The sequence below is a fragment of the Mucilaginibacter phyllosphaerae genome (genome assembly GCF_004378255.1).
GTDB classification, from domain to species: Bacteria; Bacteroidota; Bacteroidia; order Sphingobacteriales; family Sphingobacteriaceae; genus Mucilaginibacter; species Mucilaginibacter phyllosphaerae.
This window is the reverse complement of sequence record NZ_SNQG01000001.1, coordinates 713,200-737,838: the sequence shown is the minus strand read 5'-3', so window position 1 is coordinate 737,838 and position 24,639 is coordinate 713,200. Positions and strand designations below refer to the sequence as shown.

Here is a 24,639-nt window from a genome sequence, read left to right as displayed (position 1 = left end):
CATGAAGGGGAGAACTTGCAAATTGATGCTTGCAAACGCTTGTTAGCAAGGTGCAGAAGCATAGCTTTTCCCACATCGCAAAAAATACTAACTAATGACAATATGTTTAAACACTATATAAGATAAAATTTTACCTTTGCAGGCTCATTCCCAATCATGAGCGATCAGATTAAACATGAATGCGGTGTGGCATTTATCCGCTTACTAAAGCCACTCTCTTATTATCAGAAAAAGTACGGCACTGCGCTGTACGGACTAAACAAGCTTTACCTTTTAATGGAAAAACAGCATAACCGCGGGCAAGATGGCGCGGGTGTTGCCACCATTAAATTGGATATTGAGCCTGGTAAACGGTATATCAGCCGGCACCGCTCAATGGCATCTAATGCGGTTGCTGATATTTTTGAGTATATCCAGAAAAAATTTGCTGAAATACAAAAGGAGACGCCTGAAAAAATGGCGGATACCGAATGGCTCAAAGAACACGTAAGCTTTACCGGCGAAGTGTTACTGGGCCATTTGCGTTATGGTACGCATGGTAAAAACAGCATCGAGAACTGCCACCCTTTTCTGCGCCAAAACAACTGGATGACCCGTAACCTGGTTATTGCCGGTAACTTTAACATGACTAATGTTGACGAACTGCTGCAACAACTGTATGAACTTGGCCAGCACCCTAAAGAAAAAGCGGATACGGTTACCGTATTAGAAAAAATAGGTCATTTTATCGATACCGAAGTTCAGGGTTTGTTTGACCAGTATAAACGCGAAGGGCTTGATGATAACGCCGAGATCAGCAAGTTGATTGCCAATGATATGGATGTTGCCAAGATCTTGAAAAAGAGCGCTAAAAACTGGGATGGTGGCTACACCATTGCAGGCATATTAGGCCATGGTGATGCATTTGTAATGCGCGACCCGGTAGGCATCCGCCCGGCATTTTATTATTATAATGATGAAATAGTGGTTGCTGCTTCGGAGCGCCCCGCCATCATGACGGCCTTTAACATCCCTATCGAAGACATCCGCGAGATAAAGCCCGGCCATGCCCTTATCGTTAAAAAGAACGGTAAAATAAGCGAAACCATGTTTAGCGAGCCTTTAGAGAAAAAGGCATGCTCGTTCGAGCGTATCTATTTTTCTCGTGGCAGCGATGCTGCTATTTATAAAGAGCGTAAGCAATTGGGTAGGTTACTTTGCCCGCAAATATTAGGCGCTGTAAATAATGATGTGCAAAATACGGTATTCTCCTATATCCCCAACACTGCCGAGGTTGCCTTTTACGGCATGGTAGAAGGGGTGCACAAATACATCAAAAAATACCAGCGCGACAGGCTGCTTAACCGTGATGACAAGATCAGCGAGGAAGAATTGACCGAAGTACTGGCGCTTGCACCACGAGTAGAGAAAATTGCCATTAAAGATGTTAAGCTGCGTACCTTTATTACACAGGATGCAGACCGCAGCGAAATGGTGGCCCACGTTTACGATACCACTTACGGCCTTATTAAAAAAGGCACCGATACATTAGTGGTATTGGATGATTCTATTGTACGTGGTACTACCCTGAAGCAAAGCATCCTGAAGATACTTGACCGCCTGGGCCCTAAAAAAGTGGTTGTGGTATCATCTGCGCCGCAGATCCGTTACCCGGATTGTTATGGTATCGATATGTCGCGCATGGGCGAATTTGTTGCCTTTGAAGCCGCTATCAGCCTGTTAAAAGAGCAGGGTAAAGAAAACATTATAGTTGAAGTTTACCAGAAATGTAAGGATAGCTCTAAACTGGCTAAAGAAGATGTGGAAAACTATGTAAAGGCTATTTACGCGCCGTTTACCGATCAGGAAATATCTGATCGTATTGCTAAGATCATCACCCCGCCAAACATCACAGCCAAGGTTGAAGTGCTATACCAGACTTTAGATAACCTGCACATTGCCTGCCCTGACCACATCGGCGATTGGTATTTTAGTGGTGATTATCCAACACCTGGCGGTAACAAAGTGGTAAACCGCGCCTTTGTTAACTGGATGGAAGGTAACAACCAAAGGGCTTACATGTAATATTATTAGGTAATTACTACTTATATATCAGGGCGATAGGTTTTCTATCGCTCTTTTTAGTTTTATGCTTCAGTGCCTGCTTAAATCCCGGATGATAGGCCAAAACTTATCATATCTGAACTTTTATAGACTGACGATTTTTCCACTTTTTTTAAATTACTGTAAAACAAGGCCAGATATATTTATTTCTTGCAAACATCAGTAATACAGTGGGTTGTAAAATTACAATAATTGCAATGAACAATAAATTGATATTGGCATAGCTCTTGAAACTGTATATTTGAATATATAACTAATGCCTGTTAACCCGTATTTGCATGGGCGGAGTTTCCGTACCTGCCAATATGGCGTTTAGGCATAAATAAAAGGTGATTGATGAGTTTTGATCCGTTTGATTTTAAGAATACTATGCCCTCGATTAATGAAGATTCTGAATTTTTCCCGCTGATGTCATCAGAGGATGAAGAAGAAATGAATAATGAGGAGGTGCCCGAAATTATATCTATCCTCCCGCTGCGTAACACGGTGCTGTTTCCGGGCGTTGTGATTCCTATTACGGTTGGTCGCGATAAATCTATTAAATTGATTCGGGATGCCAATAAAGGCAGCCGCCTGATAGGCGTGGTAGCACAGCAGGATGTAAGTATTGAAGACCCCACCTTTACCCAGTTAAATAAGGTTGGTACCATTGCCCTCATCATAAAAATGCTGCAGATGCCCGATGGTAATACCACCGTAATATTACAGGGTAAAAAACGCTTTATGCTGAAAGAAGAGGTACAAAGCGAGCCCTACATTAAGGCAACTATTGATCCTTTTAAAGAGATAAAGGCTAAAGAGGATAAGGAATTTAAAGCCATGGTATCGTCTGTTAAAGATATGGCTATGAACATTATACAGCTATCGCCAAATATCCCCAGCGAAGCAGGGATAGCTATCCGTAACATCGAAAGCACATCGTTCCTCATCAATTTCATATCATCAAATATGAATGCGGATATGGCTGCTAAACAGACTTTATTGCAAACCGCCAGCCTGCGCGATAGGATAAATATGGTGCTGGAGCACCTTACGCTCGACCTGCAGATGCTGGAACTGAAAAACCAGATCCAGACCAAGGTACGGGTTGACCTGGATAAGCAGCAACGCGATTATTTCCTGAATCAGCAGCTAAAAACTATTCAGGAAGAATTGGGAGGCACTTCGCCTGACCTGGAAATTGAAAATCTGCGCAAACGCGCTCTTAAAAAGAAATGGGATAAAGAGGTTAAGGCACATTTTGCCAAAGAGCTGGAAAAGCTTACCCGCACTAACCCAGCCGCGGCAGATTATTCGGTGCAGATAAATTATCTGGAGCTTTTGCTCGACCTGCCTTGGAATGAATTTACAAAGGATAATTTCGACCTTAAAAGGGCACAAAAGGTACTTGATAAGGACCATTTCGGCCTGGATAAGGTAAAACAGCGAATTATTGAATATCTGGCTGTTTTGAAACTGAAACATAATATGAAAGCGCCTATCCTTTGTTTGGTTGGCCCTCCGGGGGTTGGTAAAACATCGCTGGGTAAATCTATCGCCAAAGCTTTGGGGCGTAAATACGTGCGGATGGCATTGGGTGGTGTAAGGGACGAGGCCGAAATTCGCGGCCACCGTAAAACTTATATCGGCGCAATGCCGGGCCGTATCATTCAATCGGTTAAAAAGGCGGGTGCTGCAAACCCGGTATTTATACTGGATGAGATTGATAAGGTAAGCACCGATTTTAGAGGCGATCCTTCATCGGCGCTGTTAGAGGTATTGGATCCAGAGCAGAACAGTACTTTTTATGACAACTATGTAGAGATGGATTTCGACCTGTCGAACATTATGTTTATTGCTACTGCAAACTCTTTAAGCAGCATCCAGCCGGCTTTGCTGGATAGGATGGAGATCATTGAGGTGAATGGCTACACCATCGAAGAAAAGGTGGAGATAGCTAAACGCCACCTGGTGCCCAAACAGCGCGAAGCCCACGGCCTAACCGTTAAGGATGTGGTTGTAAAAAGCGATGTGCTGGAAAAACTGATAGAAGACTACACCCGCGAATCTGGCGTGCGATCGCTGGAAAAGAGGATCGGGTCGGTGATACGCGGTGTTGCCAAAAACATTGCCATGGAAGAGCCCTACAATACCCTTGTAAGCAAAAAAGAAGTGGAAAAGATCCTGGGCGCACCCTTCTATGATAAGGATCTGTACGAAAATAATGATACAGCCGGCGTAGTAACCGGCCTGGCCTGGACATCTGTTGGCGGCGATATCTTGTTTATTGAAGCCAGCTTAAGCCCCGGTAACGGCAAACTTACCTTAACGGGCAGCCTGGGCGATGTGATGAAAGAATCGGTAACTATTGCGTTAGCCTACCTGCGTGCGCATGCCGGTTACTTTAACATCAACCCCAAATTGTTTGAGCAGTGGGATATCCACGTACACGTACCTGCAGGCGCTACACCTAAGGATGGCCCATCAGCAGGGGTAACCATGCTTACCGCACTGGTGTCGGCGTTTACCCAGCGTAAAATAAAACCGCACCTGGCCATGACAGGCGAGATCACCCTGCGCGGACGCGTGTTGCCTGTAGGTGGTATTAAAGAAAAGATACTGGCTGCCAAACGCGCCAATATCAAAGAGATCATCCTTTGTAAATCAAACCAAAAGGATATCTTGGAGATTAAGGAAGATTATATTACCGACTTAAAATTCCATTACGTTACCGATATGCGCGAGGTAATAAACCTGGCCCTGTTAACCGAACTGGTAAGCGAACCGCTTGACCTGACAGTGAAGGAAAAGGAAGCGAAGCCAGTAAATTAGTCTGGATTTTAAAATAAGGCAAGGCTGTAAAGGGGAAATGACATATCGCTTGTCAGTCTGAGATTTTCGAAGACTTAGCAAATTGGCTAATGGTTTCGGCAGGTTCACGATATGCAAACTTTTATAAACAACAGTAAAAAAGCTACAATATTACAAGTAAAAAGCAGGGACAATCATCCCTGCTTTTTATTTAAACCTTTTGTGGTTTGTTTGGTCAAAAGCAATATCTTCACAGCCATTAAACCTTATATGATCAAATCTTTACAATCCTTTTTACTGGTTGCACTGTGCATCAGTTGTGTTGCTGTAAGTGCGCAAAAGTTACCGCAAGCAGATTCTGTTCAAAATTCCTATTTAAACAAAAGAGCTAAAACGTTCTTTTTTGAGTTATTTGGCCCCGGGTCGGTGTACTCATTAAATTATGATACCCGTTTTAAAAACAAGCAAGATGGTTTAGGCGGCCGCGCCGGTATATCTTTTTATGCTGATAGTGAAACATCTTTTTTTACAGTACCTCTTGTTGTTAACTACTTATTAGGCAAGCGTGGCAAATACTTTGAAGTAGGCGCAGGTGTTACCCTTTATACCTTCAAATCTGATAGTTATGATGGTTTTTTTGATAACGGCGGCTCCGACAGCTACCAGTTAGGTGACGTTAGCTATTATCGAAGTGCAAAACGGGAATACGGATTACTGGGCACATTTAATTTTGGATATCGCTATCAGCCTATAGACGGTGGTTTTAGTTTTAGGGCCGGTGTAAGCCCGGTATTTTCTACTCATAAGGTTATTCCTTATTGGCCATATTTAAGCTTTGGCTACGCATTCTAAATAAAAACATCGCGACGGTTATGGCTCAAATAATAGCTTAATAGCCACTAATTAATTTCTATGAGGCTACTTTTACTGCGCACTGTTCTGCTTATTACGCTACTAACATCTGGCAGATGTGCATTTGCGCAAACCGCACCGCTACTAACTACGCAGGATTCTTTAAAAAAAGATTCAGTATCCAACACTTTGTTTAACCACGTTGGTAAAGTTATATTTTTTGAAGCAGGCGGGCCCGGTTTGCTTTATTCAATTAATTATGACGTACGGTTTAAAAAACGCCAAAACGGATTGGGAATACGCGTAGGTGTAAGTTATTTCCCTAAAAAGAACGCGCCTTTGCTAACCGTGCCGGTTATGATGAATTATTTAGCAGGGAAAAGGGGGCATTATGCAGAGTTTGGTGCCGGTGTTACCTTATTTTATTATCACAGTACAGAAGATTTGTTTTTTTATACCGACAATAGCGAATCTAACCCGCACCCGGCAGATTACCAGCCCAAGCCTCATGGCGAAACCGGTGCCATTGGCAGTTTAACCGTTGGCTACAGATACCAACCCCTTAAAGGTGGTTTTACTTTTAGGATTGGCGGCGGCCCTATAGCCACAACCAGGAAACAATATTTGCTTTGGCCTTACATGAGTTTTGGTTATTCTTTTAAGAAAAGCACAAAAGCAAAGTAATAACAGGTTGCTTTTTTTACATTAGCAATCTTAATTCTTTTTGATGAAAACTAAACTTTTACTGTTAGCCGTTTTTTTATTTGCCGTCATTAATACATACGCCCAAACGCACACTAACGAAGCGGGTTTACAATCAGATAATGATTCTTTTTTGGCGCAGGGATCTGACAGGTATTATACAAATGGTATTTACGCCTATTTTCGCCATGCCTTAAATGCAGGCAAAAATGATAAAATGGCCAACAAGGTACTGGGTTTTGAGGCCGGGCAAAAAATATTTAACCCCAGGTCTGGCTATATACCTGCTGCGCAATATGTAGACAGGCCCTTTGCCGGATATTTGTATGTAGGCTCATCATTAAACCTGCTTTATAAAAACGAAAGCAATTTAAAACTTAGCGCTAAAGTTGGCGTAATAGGCCCTGCAGCAGGCGCAGAAGGTATTCAAAAATTCATTCACAAAACATTTGGCTTTTATCCGCCCCAGGGTTGGCAATACCAGGTAAGGAACGAGGTACAGTTTAACCTGTCTGCCGATTATAATAAGTTACTGGCACGCACTAAGGGAATAGACGTTTCGGCAAGCGGTTATGCCAACCTGGGCAATGGCTTTACAGGTGCAGGCGTTGGCCCGCTGTTCCGTTTAGGCTCGTTTAACCAGCTATTCCACTCGGTAAGTACACAAAGTACCGTATCCGGATCAGATGTTGCTGCCCCGCTGCACAAGCACGAACTTTTCTTTTACTACAAACCACAGGCTAATTATATAGCTTACGATGCCACCATACAGGGCAGCCTGTTTAAAGACCACCCCGAACCCGGCACCGAAGAAATAACCCTTACCAAAAAACCTTTTGTGTTAACCAACCAGATAGGTGGCAGTTTAGTAATTAACCGTTTTGTGTTTGATGTATCGGTGATATTTAAAAGCAAGGAAGTTAAAGAGATGCTGCGTTCGCAGCAATGGGGATCTGTTACGATGCTTTACAGGTTTAAATAAAACTACTCCAAATCGAGCCAGGAAACCGCGCGATTCCCTCCCACCGGCAGGGAGGAGGAGGGGGGATGCCGACAGGTAAAATGCCTATAACCCCTCCCTGCCACTACACCAACCACAAACTCATCCCAAGGGAGGGATTGTATTTATAAAACCATGCTCCAAAGTAGAAATATTGGGATAAGGCTTTAATAATCAAAATTTCTTTTACGGTCGGCCTTTTTGTTGGCCTGCTGTTTTTTATTGCCCAGCCTGGCCAGTTTGGCTGCCCTGCTTACTTTAGATGGTTTGCGTACTTTGGGTTTATGCAAAGCATGGGTAAGTAAAACAATCAGCCGCTCCATCGCGATCTCCTTATTGAGGTACTGGCTGCGCTCTTCATCACATATAATCTGTACCAGGCCGTCTTTATTAAAGCGGTTTTGTAGTTTCTGGTTCAGTACAAGTTTTTCTTCGTCGGTAAATTGCTGCGAGGCGTTCACATCAAATAGCAGCTCTACCTTGGTAGATACCTTGTTTACGTTTTGGCCGCCTTTGCCGCCGCTGCGCGATGTTTTATAGTAAACCTCCTTTTGCAGGTCGGCTTTATTCAGGTTCATGGGGTAAATATAGTGAGTGGTTGATCAAGTGAGTAGTGAATAGTTATTTTTTGTATATAAAACAGTTCATATAAATACGCTATAATCAACCACTCATCATTCAACAATCAACCTCTCACTATTCAACTATTCACTAAAAACCGTACCTTCGTTCCCCGATGGACAAAAATATTATTGTAGCTATAGACGGTTATTCATCATGTGGTAAAAGCACGCTGGCCAAGGCATTAGCCAAAAAACTGCATTATATTTATGTGGATAGCGGCGCTATGTACCGTGCGGTAGCGCTCTATTTTTTAAGGAATAATATAGATACGCACGATCATGCGCAGATTGAAGATGCGTTAAAAAATATCCATCTTAATTTCCACTCACGCGATTATGAAACCCATATTACCCTGAACGGCGAAGAGGTATCTGAAGAGATCCGGATGATGCCCGTTTCTGAAAAGGTAAGCGAGGTATCTGCCCTGAAAGAGGTTAGGCGCGAGATGGTGAAACAGCAGCAGCGCATGGGCGAATCTAAAAATATTGTGATGGATGGCCGCGATATAGGTACCGCTGTTTTTCCGGATGCCCCCATCAAGATATTTATGACCGCCGACCCGGCCGTGCGTGCCCAGCGCCGTTACGACGAGATCCATCATAAAAACCCCGACCTTACCTTAGAGGATATTTTTGAGAACATAGCCCACCGCGATTACCAGGACACCACCCGCGAGGAGAGCCCGCTGATACGCGCCAAGGATGCCCTGATATTAGATAACACCAACCTTACGCCTGATGAACAGCTGCACTTTGCGCTGGATAAAGTGGAGAAGTTAAAAGGGTAAAGTCTTTAGTATGAAGTCTAAGTCGAGTGCCGCAAAAAGACAGTGCGAGTACTAAGCAATTCTTTAAGACAATTAACAAGATGTCATTTCGAACGATGTACGAGGAGAAATCTTCTCCGCCAAGCTTTAACGGTTGCAAGGCTTAACTTTACTATCAACCTATTACTTCGTTGTTTAAAAATCTCCAATCAGGATTGGTTGAATTAATTAATGCATCTTTTTTCTCTCGTCGCCATTTCTTTATTTCTTTTTCTCGTTCAATGGCATGTTCTATATTAAAAAAATGTTCGTAATGCACTAAATTATAGCAATAGTATTTTGCAGTGAATGATTTACCTGTGCCTTTATTCTCACGATGCTCAAATAATCTTCTATTTAAATCATTGGTAACACCTATGTATAACACCGTTTTATCGTGATTTGTAGTGATATATACGTAATAATTATAATTCCACATGGCGGATACCTGTTGCTTGTAGAAGATTTCTCCTCGTACCTCGTTCGAAATGACATGGTGGTAAACCTATTCCCCAGTAAATTGTTCGGCATTTACGCCAAACCTGTTCAGGAAATCAACGCCCTCATCGCTGGCCAGGCCTTTGTACCTGGCGTAGGATTTATCAAAGTAAACATGTTTAATCCCGGCCGAAAAAATAAGCCTGGCGCAGGGCAGGCATGGCGATAGTGTAGTATAAAGTGTAGCGCCTTCCAGGTTGGCGCCATTTTTTACGGCGTACAGAATGGCGTTCTCTTCGGCGTGCAGGGCAAGCGAGCAACTGCCTTTAGAATCACGCGCGCAGCCTGTTTCCGGCCATTCCACATCGCAATTATGGGTGCCTGCAGGCGGGCCGTTATAACCGATGGAGATAATGCGCGTATCTTTAGCTAAAACGGCACCGACCTGGGCCTTAACGCAGTGCGAGCGTTTGGCCAGGTCGGTTGCCAGATTCATAAAAATATGTTCGAAACTGGGTTTCATAGTAGTTAGTTAGAGATTGGAGAATAGAGGTTAGGAGATAACAAATCTCTACTCACCAACCGCTATTCACTAATTAGTGTCCTCCGGATACTTCTACATGGTCCATATTGATACCTTGTTTTTTTAGTATCGCGCCTGCTTTAAAGGCAAAGAATGCCAGGTATGCAAAACCGATAACCGGCACAAAGTACGACATGTGTATGCCGCTGGTATCTGCAAGTATCCCTTGTACCGGCGGGATGATCGAACCGCCCAATATCATCATAATTAACAACGCCGAGCCCTGGCTGGTATATTTACCTAAACCCGTTACTGATAATGAGAAGATTGACGGCCACATGATGGAGCAGCATAAGCCGCCGCTTGTAAATGCAAACACGGCAACCATACCTGTTGTGGCCAGGCCTATCAGCATAAATATTACGCCTAAAATGCCAAATACGGCAAGTGTGCGGATAGGTTTTTGCTGCCCGTATAAAAAGCCTACAATTAGCACAGCCACGCAAATGGCATAAGGATATAAATTGCTAACGTTGGTACCGCTTAAGTGGTTTACGCCCAACACAACGCCAAAAGCAACAAAAGGCACGATTACCGTTAATAATATTTTAACAGTTTTTGACAGCTTGAAGGCGCCGATAGCCCCTGTCCATCTGCCAATCATCAGGCTACCCCAGTATAAAGAAATGAATGGTGCAATGGTTGATGAGTTATACCCGCCAAATTCTTTGGTCTCTAACAGCGCGCCCATGTTGCTTTGTATGGTTACTTCAACACCTACATAGGTAAAAATGGCCAGCATGCCGTATATCAGCTGCGGATATTGCATAGCGCCCCAGCCTTCTTTACTTTTACCGCTTTTAAATACGGTTGATACTAACGTTAATAAAATGATGGCCAGCGATGCATAAACCATAAAGGATTTGTACAGGTTAACACGCTGTAAAAAAAAGCTTAGGTCGGCTTTTAGCTTATCATCAACTTTAAGGTTTGCTATTTGCTCAAGCGTTGTACTGCTATATTTTTCAATCGCTTTGCTATCTAATACAATACCGTGGCTTTTGGCATTAACCACACCAAAATGTGTACTTACCGGCCCTGCCACCAGTATCAATAAAAAGGCTACAAAGATGATGGCTAAAGGCTTATTGGCCTTGGTGCTGGGTTCTATCTTCTCATCAGTAGTTACAACAGGTAATTTTGATACCCAGAAAAACAAAGCCACAGCTAAAAATAAGCCTGCCAGTATATAGTAAAGATTGTTTACCGAAGAGATCTGGACGTCTTTCGGTTCGATCAGTTTACTTGCCGACCCAAACAGCACGATACTTACCACCACCGGGCCCATAATACTACCAAAATTATTTACCCCACCGGTAAAGTTTAAGCGGTTAGAACCGGTTTCGGGGCTGCCAAGTGCAATAACAAATGGGTTTGCAGCCGTTTGCTGTAAAGAAAAACCAAGTGCGATAACAAAAAAGGTAGCCAGTATAAACGCAAACGACCCCGAGTTGATAGCAGGTATCATAATTAATGCGCCTACGGCAGATATCAGTAAACCGTATATGATACCATTTTTGTAACCTATTTTATTAAGTATATCAATTTTAGAAGCTACCGAAGCAAAATAAAGTATTAACGAGCCAATAAAATATCCTCCGTAAAAAGTGAAGTCGATCAGTTGAGATTCAAATTGGGTTAAATCAAAATGCGCCTTGCAAAACGGTATGAATATACCGTTAGAGGCCGCTAAAAATCCCCAGAAAAAGAAAGCTGTAGCCAGCGTATATAATGCCGATCCATAGCTTTTGGTATTGTTTTGTTCCATTACTTAATTAGGTTAATACTATTGGTGTATTTGAAACAATAAACATAAACCAAATTTTATAATTATGGCTATAATTTTTTCAAAATATAAAGCACAACATTTAACTTTTGTTGTTTAACAGATAAAAGTTGCATATTAGTGTCCTGATTTTTTAACTGTTGATAATACAGGATATTTAAGCCTATATAATGATAGAAGCCATTATTTCGGGGATCGGATTTGGATTAGTACTTACGTTTATAACAGGCCCGGTTTTTTTCGCGCTGATAAAAACCAGTATCGAAAAAGGTTTCCATGCAGGCTTATCACTCGCCCTTGGCGTAGTAACCAGCGACATGGTTTTTGTGGGTGCCATCCTTTTCGGTTCGCAGTATTTTGATGTAACCGCACACGATAAAACCATAGCAGGCATTGTAGGCAGCATCATCCTTTTTACTATCGGTATTTATTACATCTTTAAAAAAGCCGATGTTAATTACAATAATACCATACCCACCAAAATAAACCATGCAGGCTACTTTTTTAAAGGCTTTGTAATGTGCATTTTTAACCCCACCGTGCTACTGCACTGGACGGTAGTTATCGGCGTAGCGAGCACCCAGTTCCATGCAGGCATCCATAACCGTACGCTAAAAATTGCGGTAATGTTTTTAACCATCCTCATCATCCAGTTTGGGCTGGATACGGTCAAAGCATTTTACGCCAACAAACTCCGCGAAAAAATATCGCCTAAATTTGTGCACCGTTTAAACGAAATTGCCGGCATTGCCCTTATCATCGCCTCGCTGGTATTGATAGACAGGCTGGTTACCCACTTTATCTTTTCGGCACCGGCGGTATCTTAATTATTTTTGCGCCTTTAATTCCTCAAAGTATTTTTTGCGCACTACGCTGGTCATCTTATGGTCGCCGGTATGGCTCCAGCCGGGGGGCATAAAAATGTAAAGTACTTTGTTTTTGATGCCGGGCGCCCGGTAAACATCCTTGGCCAGGGCTACGATCTCGCCAAAGTAGGCATCCAGAAAGCTGTTTTTGATCATCGGCCTGCTAATACCATATTCAATAGGGATGCTGCGGTCTTCGGGATAATAGGTGCCAAAGGCTTTGTCCCATATATTTAGCAGGTTGCAAAAGTTGGTATCCATATACACTACGTTGCGGGCATGGTGCACCCGGTGATGCGACGGGGTAAGAATGATGTTATTTAAAAAGCCCAGCCGGCCGTCTTCAATAATGTTTTCGCCCACGTGGATCATAGCCCCCCAAAAACCATCAACAAACATAATTACAAACAGCATGGCCGGGTTTACACCCAGCAAAATGCAGATACTGGTACGGATAAGATCGGCATAAGGCCCCTCTAAAAAGAAGTGGGCGTAGGTTACCGATAGGTTCATGGTTTCGGGCGCGTGGTGGGTGGAGTGCAGGCACCACAAGATGCGTACCTTATGTGCCAGATAATGATAGATGAAATGTGCAAACTCCCAGATGATGTAGCCGTATATAAACCAGTACCAGGTAAAAGTAGTTTTAAATATAGCTATGGGTAAAAACCATTTTATACACAAGCCAACCATGGCAAAAGAGATCACCCGGCCCACAAATGAATTTAAAACATAGGTAAAAAAGGATACCTTATAATTAATTACCCTGAACTTTTTGTAAAAAGCCGCGCGAATGATCTCCAGCAGCAGCAACAGGGGCGTTAACGGCACCAGCAATGATACAATGCCCTCATAAGTAAGGAATTTACCATAGTTGCCAGATTTGACAATATCTAAAAAGCCGCCCAGGCCCCAAAAGCCTTTAAAATCGTTAACGATAGCCTTTAAAAAATCCATAAGTTTATAATTGGTTGTATTGCAGCATTTAGGGTGCTTATGCAATTAACTCAACAAAAATGGATTATGCAAATCTTTGTAAAGTACTTAAGCTGTCGGATTATAATATTACGTCTGTTTTATTAAATTTTTACCCGCAATTCTAAAATTATTAACAAATTGCAATCCCGATATAATAATTAGCTGCATTGTTAGTTAATGTATTGTTAATGGGTAAACCAGCTTATTAGTATGAGGCTATCTGCTATAATTTCTTTTTTCATCTTAAGTTCCCTGGAAAGTGCAACGGCGCAAAGCGCTTATGTTAAGCTGGGGCAGCAGGCTTTTATGGACGGCAACTTTAAAGCTGCCGTTAAACAGCTGGAAAAAGCATGCATGGTTGATTCTACCAACGCCAACGCTTACTGGATGCTGGGTTATTCTTACTATCACAGCGAAAATTATCGCAAATCAATAGCCGCCTACACTAAAGTGATTTTTATAAACCCGGTTGATGCATCGGCATATTACTACCGTGCACGTGCAAAAGGCTATTTGGGTAAAGATACCTATTTATCGCCGCAAGAGCGCGAAAAGCACTTACTGGGCGCCATATTTGACCTTACTAAAGCGATAGCGATTGATCCTAACGACCATGGCAAGAGTTACCAAACCCGTGGCATTGCCTACCGCGAGTATGGCATATTTAAGCTGGATGCAAAAAGCCTGCATACTTATGATAAGATACGGGGTATTAATTCATTAAAGGCATCTATTGCAGATCTGGAAAAAGTGCTGGCCGATAACCCGGGGCGGTCTGATATTTCATCACTCATAGAAATATCCAAAGAAAAACTGGCTACTGCCAACGGGCATCATTAAGGCACTAAAATTTACCTTTAATCATATAGCTGTTGCCTCCCATTACTTTTACCTTCTGCGTTTTCTCTATCCGGTAATAATTACCAGGCGCGTATTGTAATTTTTCGGTAGTGTTATACAATATATTGTGGGTGTTGTTAACGATAGCTATCTCGCTTACCTGCCCGGCTTTTTTGCGGATCACGATGCGGCGGGTTTTAAGTTCGGGGTATTTGGCTGCATAAACAGTGCTGTCGGCATTGGTTTGTACATCGTAACTTAGTTTCCAGGCGGGTTTGTTGATATCGCTTTCTGTAAAAAGGTTCAGTTCTTTTTTCCAACTGCCAATGCGTACATTTTTGCTTTCGGTTTCGGCGTTGTGGGCAACGCTTTTATCAACCTGCGGGTTTAGCGCAGTAAGGCGGGTAGCCTCTTTTTCAAAATAGCCTTTCAGGTCAAAATATTTCAGCTCGGCGCCGGTTTCTTTTATTTCGGGCTTGTTACAGGCGTAGCTGCTGCCCAAAAGCAGCAGCACGCTTGCATAAATCGTATATTTTTTGAATGGGTTATACCAATACATTACCGGTCATTTCTGCAGGGATGGGTACGCCTAAAATTTGTAGCACAGTAGGGGCAATATCGCCCAGTTTGCCATCCTTTACCGCTTTAACATCATTATCAATGAGGATACAAGGCACCAGGTTGGTAGTGTGTGCCGTATTTGGCGATCCGTCTTCGTTGATCATGTAATCGGCATTACCATGGTCTGCAATGATGATGAACGAATAGCCGTTTTTTAAGCCGGCTTCCACAACTGCTTTGGTGCAGGCATCGGCAGTTTCGGCGGCCTTCATTACAGCGCTGAATACGCCGGTGTGGCCTACCATATCGGTATTGGCAAAGTTAAGGCAAACAAAATCAGGCCAGCCGGCTTCCAGTTCGGGGATGATGGCATCGCGGATCCCTTCAGCGCTCATTTCGGGCTGCAGATCATAGGTAGCCACTTTTGGCGATGGTACTAACAGGCGTTTTTCATCCTTAAATTCGGTTTCGCGGCCACCCGAGAAGAAGAAGGTTACGTGCGGATATTTTTCTGTTTCGGCAATCCGGATCTGTTTTTTACCCGCGCTTTCTAAAACCTCGCCCAATGTTTTGCTCAGGTCATCCTTACGGAAAACCACCTTTACATTTTTAAAGGTCTCGTCGTATGATGTCATGGTCACATACTCGATGTTCAATGGCTTCATATCATACTCCGGGAACTCCTTTTGGGTAAGCGCCTGGGAGATCTCGCGGCCCCTGTCTGTACGGAAGTTAAAGCAGATCACCACATCGCCATCTTTAATAACAGCAACAGGCTGGCCGTCTTCATCAACCTTTACAATGGGTTTTATAAATTCATCGGTAACACCATCCGCGTACGATTTTTCTATCGAAGTAAGGATGTTATCGGTAGCGGTGCCTTCGCCTTTAACCATCAGATCATAAGCCAGTTTCACCCGCTCCCAGCGGTTATCACGGTCCATAGCGTAATACCTGCCAATGGCAGATGCCAGCCTTACCGGTGTATCGGCAATATGGTGCTCTAAATCTGTAATAAATTTTAAGCCCGAATTTGGGTCGGTATCGCGTCCATCTAAAAAGGCGTGTATAAATACTTTCTCTAACCCTAAAGCATTGGTAGCAGTGGTAAGCCCTTTAAGGTGGTTAATATGGGCATGTACGCCGCCATCGCTCACCAGGCCAATCAGGTGCAGGTCTTTATCGTTTTCTTTAGCATAATTAAATGCCGCAAGGATCGTTTCGTTCTGTACAAATTCGTTATCGGTAACAGCCTTGTTAATACGGCCAAGTTCCTGGTAAACCACGCGGCCGGCGCCCAGGTTCATGTGCCCTACTTCCGAGTTTCCCATCTGCCCTTCGGGCAAGCCCACTGCCAGGCCGGATGCTTCCAGCTTTGAGTTTGGATACTGTGCGATCATTTCATCAAAAAACGGCGTATTTGCCGCTACAATAGCGTTTGATCTGTCGTTACGGCCGTAACCCCAGCCATCCAATATAATTAAAGCAACTTTTTTTACGTTTTCCACAATGCAAATATAAAAGCAACGTTTAAACATTGTAGTTAATGCCCCGTTATTTTTTTAATGTGCAATAATTCTTAAGTTTACTGGTCATATATATGATGATGCGATTAAGATATATGCCGATGCTGGCTCTGCTGTTTATGCTGCCCCTGGCCGTAAAAGCGGATGCTATTGAAAAAATTGCCGAATACCTCAAAAAAGGCAGCTCTACAGAATTGTCCCAGCTTTTTGCCAACAGCGTAGATGTAAGCATAGCTAACGAAAGCAGCGTTTACTCTAAAACGCAGGCACAGATGATACTGGACAAGTTTTTTAAAGAGAATAAGCCCCACGGTGTAAAACTGCTGCACCGTGTAAGTTCTAACCCCAGCTATAATTTTGCGGTTTACATTTTAACTACCGATAAGGGTAAATTCAGGATAGCCTGCACGCTTAAAGAAGTTAACAAAGTGATGGAAATTATTGAGTTGCGGGTAGAAACTGAAAAAACCTAATTAATGCGCAATTGTTCTTACTTTTGAAATGCTAAAAAACAAAGGTTTGGACAAAGAAATTATACACCAGTTTATTGTTAATGCCCTAAAGGAAGACGTTGGCGATGGCGACCACACCTCGCTGGCAACCATAGCGGCAGGCACACAAGGCAAAGCAAAATTATTAGTAAAGGATACCGGCATACTGGCAGGTGTTGAACTCGCGCAGGAAATTTTCCGTACGGTTGACCCTGAACTTAAAGTTACCGTTTTTTTAAATGATGGAGCCGGGGTAAAACCTAAAGACGTTGCTTTTGAAGTGGAAGGCGATGCACAGGCCATTTTAAAGGCCGAACGCCTGGTACTTAACTGTATGCAGCGTATGAGCGGTATTGCCACCAAAACCCACGATATTGTAACGCTTTTAGAAGGTACTACTGCTAAAGTTTTAGATACCCGTAAAACAACCCCCGGCTTGCGCTACCTGGAAAAATGGGCCGTACGCATTGGCGGCGGTGTAAACCATCGTATTGGTTTGTATGATATGATCCTGATCAAAGATAATCATGTCGATTACTCGGGCGGGATACGGCAGGCTATAGAAAATGCCAACAAATATCTGGCAGATACCGGTAAAAAGCTGGCTATTGAAATAGAGGTACGCAACCTGGAAGAATTGGAGCAGGTTTTGCAAACAGGTAAGGTAAACCGTATTTTGATAGATAACTTTAATTTTGAAGACCTGCGGCAAGCTGTAAGCATGATAAAGGGGCAGTATATTACCGAGGCATCCGGCGGGATAACGATAGATAATATAAGGGAATATGCCGATTGCGGGGTTGATTATATTTCGGTAGGTGCGCTAACGCATTCTGTAAAAAGTTTAGACCTTAGTTTAAAAGCGGTTTAGCGGCCTAAGCCTCACCCAAACCCTCTCTGAAGGAGAGTGCTTTATTATAATGATAAGAATTTAAAAAGAGGGGTATCAGAACCCTCCCGTTTAGAGAAGGCAGGGAGAGGCCTAATGGTAAAAATTATAATGATATATTGCGGTATATAACATCAATTTAATAATATTGCAGGCAGATGCTATCAGTGTACTCGATCTCGGCGCTAATTCTTGCTTACCTGTTCGGCTCTATTCCTACTGCAGTATGGATAGGGCAGGCCTTTTACAATATCGATGTGCGCGAATACGGCAGCGGCAATGCCGGTGCTACCAACACTTTTAGGGTATTGGGCAAAAAGGCAGGGATCCCGGTGATGCTGCTGGATATTTTAAAGGGCTGGACAGCCACTAACCTGGCCTACATGGTAGGTACAGCTACCACCGGCCCATTTAATTCGGTAGCGTTTGTAAATTTGCAGCTTGCATTGGGTGTAGCCGCCGTTATGGGCCATTTGTTCCCGGTATTTGCGGGTTTTAGGGGCGGCAAAGGTATTGCCACACTTTTTGGAATGATATTAGCTATAAACCTACCGGCTGCCTTACTATGCGTTGCTGTTTTTATTACAACGTTGCTTATAACACGTTATGTATCGCTTTCATCAATATTGGCCGGGTTTATCTACCCAATCGGCATCACATTTGTTTTTCATGTGAGTGTTAAATCGGTCATAATTTATGGGATGTGTATATTTATACTGGTATTGGTAACGCATCAAAAAAACATCGAACGTTTATTGAAGGGTAAGGAGTCGAAAGTTAATTTATTTAAAAAGAAAACCACCTGACTTACCATGAAGAGAATTAAACCTTTGATGGCACTGGCTGTGATAGCCATGGCCGCTTACGCATGTTCTACAGTGCCATTAACCGGCCGCTCGCAACTAAGTTTAGTTAGCGACGACCAGATAAACCCGGCAGCTGCGCAAAGCTACCGCACCCTTTTATCAGACCCCAGCACAAAAGTTGTTAATACAGGTACCGATGCCCAGCGTGTTAAACGTATAGGCAATCAGTTAGCTGTAGCTATAGATAGTTATTTAAAAAATAACGGTTACGGCAGCCAGTATAACTATCAATGGGAGTTTAATCTGATACAAAGTAAAGAAGTAAACGCCTGGTGTATGCCGGGTGGCAAAGTTGCCGTTTACAGCGGTATTTTGCCGGTTACCCAAACAGATGCAGGCCTGGCAACGGTTATGGGCCACGAAATTGGCCACGCCATTGCCCATCATTCTGCCGAAGCACTTTCACAGCAAATGGCAGTACAGGCAGGCGGCGCGGCGGTTGGTGCTGCAACCGGCAACAAATCGCAAACTACGCAAGCCCTTATCGGTACCTTGTACGGCGTGGGCGGGCAGCTGGCAACCCTAAAATATTCGAGAGATAAAGAGAATGAGGCCGACAGGCTGGGCCTTACCTTTATGGCCATGGCTGGTTATGACCCGCGCCAGGCAGTTAGTTTTTGGCAGCGTATGGCTGCGCAAAACCAGGGTGCGCCACCAGAGTTTTTAAGTACCCACCCAAGCGACGCTACCCGTATAGCCAATATACAAAGGCTGATACCCGAAGCGATGAAATACTACAAAGGGAAATAAGATATTACAGCTATTTATTAAGCCATTAGGATGATTCCTGATGGCTTTTTTGTTTATACTCAATGTCATCGTGAGCCTGTCGAACCATTTGCCGCTTTGATAGGGCTTCGACAACCTCAAACTTACAATTCCAGGAATAACGTAAAACAAATGCTGTAATTTGTACTTCTACATCCATATGGCTACCTCTAAATCGCGTTTTCTTACCGCCCAATGGCGTAACCTGGTGATGCTAAACTATGAAGTTGACCCGGAGATACTGAAACCTTACCTGCCCGCAGCTACAGAAATTGACCTTTGGGAAGGCAAGGCCCTGGTAAGTATGGTAGGTTTTATGTTTCAGGATACACGTGTATTGGGTATCAAATGGCCGTTCCATGTAAATTTTGAGGAAGTTAACCTGCGTTTTTACGTACGCCATTTCGATGGCAAGGAATGGAAACGCGGGGCGGTATTTGTAAGCGAGATAGTGCCTAAAAGTGTAATTGTATTCATAGCCAATAATCTGTACAGAGAGCATTACCGCACGCTGCCGATGCGGCATTCTATCACCAAACAAGGGCCAAACCACACACAGTTTTTGTATGAATGGAAGCTGAAAGGCAAGTGGAACAAACTGGGCGCTACCGTACGCAACAGCCTTACACCTATAAAAGCCGGCAGCGCCGAGGAATTTATTTTTGAGCATTACTGGGGCTATAACCGCCTTACCGATTACAAAACTATGCAGTACCAGGTAGAACATATTGCCTGGCACATTGCCGAGGTGACAGATTTTGTATTTGAGGCTGATATAAAAGAGTTATACGGCGATGCCTTTGTGCCTTACCTGGATAAAAAGCCTGTATCTGCCTTTTGGGCAAATGGGTCTGAGATCGCTGTCAGGATTGCGGATAAACTGTTGCTTGACCCGGTGCTGCCGGGGTAAGTTAGAGTAGATATGGGTTCATAACCACCAAATCCGGAATGTTTTTAAAATCACGGGTGTTGCGCGTAATTAAACCATGGCCGTGTACCATAGCTGTGGCAGCAATAATTACGTCTGGGAGTTTTGAACTTTTAATTTTCCGAAGTGCTATAGTTTGTTTAATAACATCAGTTGTTAATTGATGAATAATAGCTGTATCTAAAAAGTCAGCTAATTCATCAGTTGCAGAAGGGTGGCCAAGAATTTCAATTTGATTAATTACCGATATATAAAATCCGTTGTTATCAATAATTGTATTTAGGTACCGGACGATATTTTCAGGCAAAACTCCGCCTGTATATTCTAAGATAATATTGGTATCAATTAAAAACGTCTTTCCCACTCTCCACGATCTTTTTCAATATCCACAATCATTTGCTTTGCAAGTTCTTTATTAAGTATCCCGGCGAATTCAGACGGTTTTTTCTTAGGCCCGGATTTAACAACAGATTCTTGTAGTAATGTTTTTATATCCTCATGCTTTGCAGTTATCTCATTCCATTCGTTAATTGGGATAATTACAGCAGTGTGGTTACCTGAATCATCAGAAATATATTGTAATGACATTGCTTTATGATTTAAGTAAAAATAACAATTTTAAATTGAACGAACAATTAGTGCTTATCTTTTACCCCCCAGCACTTCTAAAATAGCTTTGGCTTTTAGCAAACATTCTTCATACTCCTGTGCGGCATTGGCGTGATAGGTGATAGCACTGCCTACCTGAAACGATAAATACTTTTTGGCGCTATTATATAGCAGGGTGCGGATCACTACGTTAAAATCAAAATCTCCATCGGCACTGAAATAACCTATTGCGCCGGAATATACGCCGCGTTTGCTGCGTTCATACTGCTCCATCAGTTGCATGGCGCTTATTTTTGGTGCACCTGTCATGCTGCCCATCGGGAAGGTGTTTTTAATAGCGTCTATAGCCGATACCTCATCCCGCAATTCGCATACTATGGTAGATACCATTTGATGTACCTGTTTAAAACTTTGGATGCCGTAAAGCCCCTCGGTTTTTACTGTTCCGGGTTTGGCCGAGTGGGTAAGGTCGTTACGCACCAGGTCTACTATCATCACGTTTTCCTGCAGTTCTTTGGGGTGGTTGCGCAGTTCTTCAATAATGGTTTTATCAACGGTGTCGTCTGCATCGCGCCTTGCCGTACCTTTTATGGGTTGCGAGATCAATTTATTGCCCCGTTTCGCCAAAAACCGCTCCGGCGAGGCGCACATCATGTAGTTGCCGTTCCACTTAAAAAAAGTAGAAAATGGGGTGGGCGACAAGCTATTAAGATTTTTAAAGATAGACAACGGGTCGATCTCCGTATCTTCCGCATAAAGCTCTTGACAAAAATTAGTTACATAAATATCCCCGCGGATAATGTGGTTTTTGATCTTTTCTACCGTTTTGATATACTCATCCCTGCTGAAACGCGCTTGTAAGTTAACAGCGGCTTTTTGTGTGCCCGAAGAGAAACTCAAACGCTCTATGGCCATCCAAATTTCTTCTTCATTTTCCCCAATTATCTCGACCGTGTTTTCTCGTGCGCTGATCAGGATCTCAGGTGCAAAAAAGTACAGGTCGGGGAAGTTAAGGTGGTCCGGATTGTTTGACTGGAGCTGCTCTGTTTCGTTTTTCAGGTCGTAACCAAAAAAACCGGTAATAAAGCCAGGGTTACTTTTTTTAAATTCCGATAGCTGTGCAAAGGCATCGCCTGCAGTGGCCGTTAGTTCTGCTTTGGCACCAACAGCTATAATTGTATCAAACTTGCCGTAAGGGTCGTTAAAGCTGTTGCTGTCCAGGTAGCAGGCAGTATCAAATGTAGCGGCCCAGGCAAGTGCCTTTTGTTTAAATACAGCTACGTCGGTTACCTGGGTTATCACAGGGCAAAAATAGATAACTAAATATAAAAGGCCCCGATAAATCGAGGCCTTTTATATGTTTTTAAATTTTTAATTCCCTCCCCTGGGAGGGCAGGGAGGGTTAATAAAGCGACGAAACCCCTTCCTCCTCCTTCCCGAGGGAAGGAATTGCGCAATGCCGCCGCACTTTTCTTTTCTTAGTGCAATACCAAGGTTTGTTTTCTATCCGGGCCTACAGATAACCATTTGATAGGCACTTGCAGTTCGGCTTCTAAAAACTCAATGTATGATTGCAGTTTTGCGGGAATTTCGTTCAGTTCGTTGATGCCGGTAATATCTTCGTGCCAGCCATCAATTTCCTTTAATACGGGCACGGCATCCACCGAGCAAATATCATACGGCATGTAATCAATTTGTTCGCCTAAATAGTTGTAATGTGTGCAGGCGTAAATCTTGTCAAAACCGCTTAGCACATCCGCTTTGGTCATTACCATTTGGGTAACACCGTTAAGCATAATAGCATATTTTAATGCAGGTAAATCAATCCAACCGGTACGGCGTGGCCTGCCGGTGGTAGCGCCAAACTCGTGGCCAATGCGGCGTAGTTCTTCGCCGGTTTCATCATTTAATTCGGTAGGGAAGGGGCCGCCACCCACGCGGGTACAATAAGCTTTAAAAATGCCAATTACATCACCAATTTGTTTTGGGGCAATGCCTAAACCGGTACAAGCGCCTGCAGCAGTTGTGTTTGATGACGTAACAAACGGATAAGATCCAAAATCAATATCCAGCATAGCGCCTTGTGCACCTTCTGCCAGTACTTTTTTACCGTCTTTAATATATTGGTTAACCAAATGCTCGCTATCAACCAGCGGAAACTGCTTGATCAGTTCAATAGCCTCAAAAAATGCTGCTTCGCGCTCGCTGAAATCAGCTACTTCGCCATACATGGCTTGCAGCATCGAGGTATGTTTATCAACCAGTTTCTGATATTTTTCTTTAAAATCCGTTAGGGTAATATCGCCGATGCGTAAGCCATTACGGCCGGTTTTATCCATATAAGTTGGGCCGATACCTTTTAAGGTAGAACCAATTTTACCGTCGCCCATTTTCTTTTCAGATGCGGCATCCAGCAGTTGGTGGGTTGGCAAAATAAGATGTGCTTTTTTAGCGATCATCAAATTCTTTTTAGCCAGCAGGTCGTGCCCTGCATCCTTTAATTTATCAAGTTCTTTTTTAAGGGTGATAGGATCAATAACCACACCGTTACCAATCAGGTTCATGGTGTTATCAAAGAAAATGCCCGAAGGGATGGTGTTCAGTACAAACTTTTTACCTTCAAATTCTAAAGTGTGGCCGGCATTGGGCCCGCCCTGGAAACGAGCTATCAGGTCATAACCTGCGCTTAGTACGTCAACAATTTTACCTTTACCTTCGTCGCCCCACTGGAGGCCTAATAATACGTCAACAGCCATTAATTTTTCTTTTTATAATATTCGTCTAAAGCTTTTGTAATTGTGATTTTAACTTTATCCCAAGTCATACCATCTAAACATTCCGGGTCAATAGTGTTTTCTGCATCGGTAAAATAAACTACAGACCGGATAACTGCAAAGGTATCATCATATGGATATCTATCATGATAATATTGAAATTGATCATCAAACGAAAAGAATTGCAAAAGTTTTGCTATATCCCAAAAGTCTTTTTTTACCCCCCGGCCTTTTACAGCATTAAGCTTCAAAGCTATTAAATCTTTAATATCGGCAAACGGTATATTATCAACAATTTGTGCCGGATAAAGAAAAGGGTCCTTTACCGCTACAAAATCAACTTTCACATTGTTTATAATGCATTGATAAATTAATTTAGATCTATCATTTGTGGTGATAATCCTGTCAAAATTATCATTTAATGTTTCTACTAATAGATCTTTTTCGAATTGGGAGTCGGTAAACAAGTCTAAATCAATCGATTTTCTGTGTCCGTAGAAAAGTGAGAGTGCGGTGCCGCCTACCAATCTAAATTGCTGTAACTCTTTTATCGAAACAAGTTTGTTTAGAAGTTCCAGTGTTGCTGGTTCAACTGTTTCTTTTCGTAACATCTAAAATCGGTAGGTTTAATCTTAAATAAAGTACAGCAAAAATTTATGCTAATGTCAGATAACCAATGTGCTTGTTGAGCTAACTCTCCAACTTTTTTGAACCCGTAGAATTTTAGCAAGTTATCAAAATCCTCGGCTTTGCCTCTTTCTATAACTTTTTCAACTACATGTACAGCATGCTTTTCAAAGTCGATACTATCCATATCAACATCCCAAAATGCTTGTTTACTTAAAATAGGTTTATTCATT

General features: G+C 42.9%; 26 protein-coding genes. 13 read left to right on the top strand and 13 right to left on the bottom strand.

The features are described 5' to 3' along the window. Nucleotides 1–156 precede the first annotated feature (156 nt). The 5 genes from E2R65_RS03060 to E2R65_RS03040 all read left to right on the top strand — a co-directional run bounded on the left by E2R65_RS03060 (nt 157) and on the right by E2R65_RS03040 (nt 7,429). Nucleotides 157–2,064, top strand: a complete 1,908-nt coding sequence (locus E2R65_RS03060) for a class II glutamine amidotransferase (RefSeq protein ID WP_134334998.1) — start codon at nt 157–159, stop codon at nt 2,062–2,064. A 408-nt stretch (nt 2,065–2,472) separates the two neighbouring features. After that, nucleotides 2,473–4,914, top strand: coding sequence for an endopeptidase La (gene lon, locus E2R65_RS03055; RefSeq protein WP_229704601.1), 2,442 nt, complete (start codon nt 2,473–2,475; stop codon nt 4,912–4,914). Nucleotides 4,915–5,163: 249 nt separating this feature from the next. Next, the gene (locus tag E2R65_RS03050) at nt 5,164–5,745 is read left to right on the top strand and encodes a hypothetical protein (protein ID WP_134334996.1); all 582 of its coding nucleotides are present in this window, start codon (nt 5,164–5,166) and stop codon (nt 5,743–5,745) included. Nucleotides 5,746–5,805: 60 nt separating this feature from the next. After that, nucleotides 5,806–6,429: a hypothetical protein gene (locus E2R65_RS03045; RefSeq protein WP_134334995.1), complete on the top strand. Its 624-nt coding sequence runs from the start codon at nt 5,806–5,808 to the stop codon at nt 6,427–6,429. A gap of 43 nt (nt 6,430–6,472) precedes the next feature. Further along, nucleotides 6,473–7,429 (top strand): lipid A deacylase LpxR family protein, encoded by a 957-nt coding sequence (locus E2R65_RS03040; protein ID WP_134334994.1) that lies wholly within the window; start codon nt 6,473–6,475, stop codon nt 7,427–7,429. A gap of 185 nt (nt 7,430–7,614) precedes the next feature. Here the strand turns inward: E2R65_RS03040 and arfB are convergent, their stop codons facing one another. Beyond that, entirely contained in the window at nt 7,615–8,025 is a 411-nt protein-coding gene (arfB, locus tag E2R65_RS03035; RefSeq protein ID WP_134334993.1) for an alternative ribosome rescue aminoacyl-tRNA hydrolase ArfB, read from the bottom strand. Nucleotides 8,026–8,183: 158 nt separating this feature from the next. On the opposite strand from arfB, the gene cmk reads away from it, so the two are divergent. Next, nucleotides 8,184–8,858, top strand: coding sequence for a (d)CMP kinase (gene cmk, locus E2R65_RS03030; RefSeq protein ID WP_134334992.1), 675 nt, complete (start codon nt 8,184–8,186; stop codon nt 8,856–8,858). A gap of 154 nt (nt 8,859–9,012) precedes the next feature. Here the strand turns inward: cmk and E2R65_RS03025 are convergent, their stop codons facing one another. From E2R65_RS03025 to E2R65_RS03015, 3 genes are all read right to left on the bottom strand, one after another. Beyond that, complete coding sequence (locus tag E2R65_RS03025; RefSeq protein WP_134334991.1) at nt 9,013–9,315, bottom strand: GIY-YIG nuclease family protein; 303 nt, start codon at nt 9,313–9,315, stop codon at nt 9,013–9,015. A 66-nt stretch (nt 9,316–9,381) separates the two neighbouring features. Further along, entirely contained in the window at nt 9,382–9,837 is a 456-nt protein-coding gene (locus E2R65_RS03020; RefSeq protein ID WP_134334990.1) for a deoxycytidylate deaminase, read from the bottom strand. A gap of 73 nt (nt 9,838–9,910) precedes the next feature. Beyond that, complete coding sequence (locus E2R65_RS03015; RefSeq protein WP_134334989.1) at nt 9,911–11,665, bottom strand: MFS transporter; 1,755 nt, start codon at nt 11,663–11,665, stop codon at nt 9,911–9,913. A gap of 188 nt (nt 11,666–11,853) precedes the next feature. On the opposite strand from E2R65_RS03015, the gene E2R65_RS03010 reads away from it, so the two are divergent. Next, nucleotides 11,854–12,510 carry a LysE family translocator gene (locus tag E2R65_RS03010; RefSeq protein ID WP_134334988.1) on the top strand — a complete coding sequence of 219 codons (657 nt, stop codon included), beginning with the start codon at nt 11,854–11,856 and terminating at the stop codon, nt 12,508–12,510. On the opposite strand, the gene E2R65_RS03005 is transcribed toward E2R65_RS03010, so the two are convergent. Next, nucleotides 12,511–13,506: a sterol desaturase family protein gene (locus tag E2R65_RS03005; protein WP_134334987.1), complete on the bottom strand. Its 996-nt coding sequence runs from the start codon at nt 13,504–13,506 to the stop codon at nt 12,511–12,513. A gap of 231 nt (nt 13,507–13,737) precedes the next feature. On the opposite strand from E2R65_RS03005, the gene E2R65_RS03000 reads away from it, so the two are divergent. Beyond that, the gene (locus E2R65_RS03000) at nt 13,738–14,367 is read left to right on the top strand and encodes a tetratricopeptide repeat protein (RefSeq protein ID WP_134334986.1); all 630 of its coding nucleotides are present in this window, start codon (nt 13,738–13,740) and stop codon (nt 14,365–14,367) included. 4 nt (nt 14,368–14,371) lie between these two features. Here E2R65_RS03000 and E2R65_RS02995 read toward each other — a convergent pair whose 3' ends face one another. Then, entirely contained in the window at nt 14,372–14,926 is a 555-nt protein-coding gene (locus tag E2R65_RS02995; RefSeq protein ID WP_134334985.1) for a hypothetical protein, read from the bottom strand. Then, nucleotides 14,913–16,466, bottom strand: a complete 1,554-nt coding sequence (gene gpmI, locus E2R65_RS02990; RefSeq protein ID WP_134334984.1) for a 2,3-bisphosphoglycerate-independent phosphoglycerate mutase — start codon at nt 16,464–16,466, stop codon at nt 14,913–14,915. The genes E2R65_RS02995 and gpmI overlap by 14 nt, the downstream gene beginning before the upstream one ends. An 83-nt stretch (nt 16,467–16,549) precedes the next feature. On the opposite strand from gpmI, the gene E2R65_RS02985 reads away from it, so the two are divergent. From E2R65_RS02985 to E2R65_RS02965, 5 genes are all read left to right on the top strand, one after another. Further along, nucleotides 16,550–16,927: a DUF4783 domain-containing protein gene (locus E2R65_RS02985; RefSeq protein ID WP_158285203.1), complete on the top strand. Its 378-nt coding sequence runs from the start codon at nt 16,550–16,552 to the stop codon at nt 16,925–16,927. Between the two features lie 28 nt (nt 16,928–16,955). Then, nucleotides 16,956–17,816, top strand: a complete 861-nt coding sequence (nadC, locus tag E2R65_RS02980) for a carboxylating nicotinate-nucleotide diphosphorylase (RefSeq protein WP_204986269.1) — start codon at nt 16,956–16,958, stop codon at nt 17,814–17,816. 176 nt (nt 17,817–17,992) lie between these two features. After that, nucleotides 17,993–18,640: a glycerol-3-phosphate 1-O-acyltransferase PlsY gene (gene plsY, locus E2R65_RS02975; protein ID WP_134334981.1), complete on the top strand. Its 648-nt coding sequence runs from the start codon at nt 17,993–17,995 to the stop codon at nt 18,638–18,640. A gap of 6 nt (nt 18,641–18,646) precedes the next feature. Further along, entirely contained in the window at nt 18,647–19,450 is an 804-nt protein-coding gene (locus E2R65_RS02970) for a M48 family metallopeptidase (RefSeq protein ID WP_134334980.1), read from the top strand. Nucleotides 19,451–19,628: 178 nt separating this feature from the next. Continuing rightward, a complete protein-coding gene (locus tag E2R65_RS02965) occupies nt 19,629–20,378 on the top strand; it encodes a YqjF family protein (RefSeq protein WP_134334979.1) in 750 nt (249 codons plus the stop codon). A gap of 1 nt (nt 20,379) precedes the next feature. Here the strand turns inward: E2R65_RS02965 and E2R65_RS02960 are convergent, their stop codons facing one another. From E2R65_RS02960 to E2R65_RS02935, 6 genes are all read right to left on the bottom strand, one after another. Then, nucleotides 20,380–20,760, bottom strand: a complete 381-nt coding sequence (locus E2R65_RS02960; RefSeq protein WP_134334978.1) for a type II toxin-antitoxin system VapC family toxin — start codon at nt 20,758–20,760, stop codon at nt 20,380–20,382. Beyond that, on the bottom strand, nt 20,742–20,984 hold the full coding sequence (locus tag E2R65_RS02955) for a hypothetical protein (RefSeq protein ID WP_134334977.1): 243 nt from the start codon (nt 20,982–20,984) through the stop codon (nt 20,742–20,744). Before E2R65_RS02955 ends, E2R65_RS02960 begins: the two co-directional genes overlap by 19 nt. 54 nt (nt 20,985–21,038) lie before the next feature. Further along, on the bottom strand, nt 21,039–22,307 hold the full coding sequence (locus E2R65_RS02950) for an anthranilate synthase component I family protein (protein ID WP_134334976.1): 1,269 nt from the start codon (nt 22,305–22,307) through the stop codon (nt 21,039–21,041). Nucleotides 22,308–22,483: 176 nt separating this feature from the next. After that, complete coding sequence (locus E2R65_RS02945; RefSeq protein WP_134334975.1) at nt 22,484–23,761, bottom strand: adenylosuccinate synthase; 1,278 nt, start codon at nt 23,759–23,761, stop codon at nt 22,484–22,486. Continuing rightward, a complete protein-coding gene (locus E2R65_RS02940; RefSeq protein ID WP_134334974.1) occupies nt 23,761–24,390 on the bottom strand; it encodes a nucleotidyl transferase AbiEii/AbiGii toxin family protein in 630 nt (209 codons plus the stop codon). The genes E2R65_RS02945 and E2R65_RS02940 overlap by 1 nt, the downstream gene beginning before the upstream one ends. Further along, complete coding sequence (locus E2R65_RS02935) at nt 24,345–24,638, bottom strand: DUF6922 domain-containing protein (protein WP_121246966.1); 294 nt, start codon at nt 24,636–24,638, stop codon at nt 24,345–24,347. Before E2R65_RS02935 ends, E2R65_RS02940 begins: the two co-directional genes overlap by 46 nt. Nucleotide 24,639 lies beyond the last annotated feature (1 nt).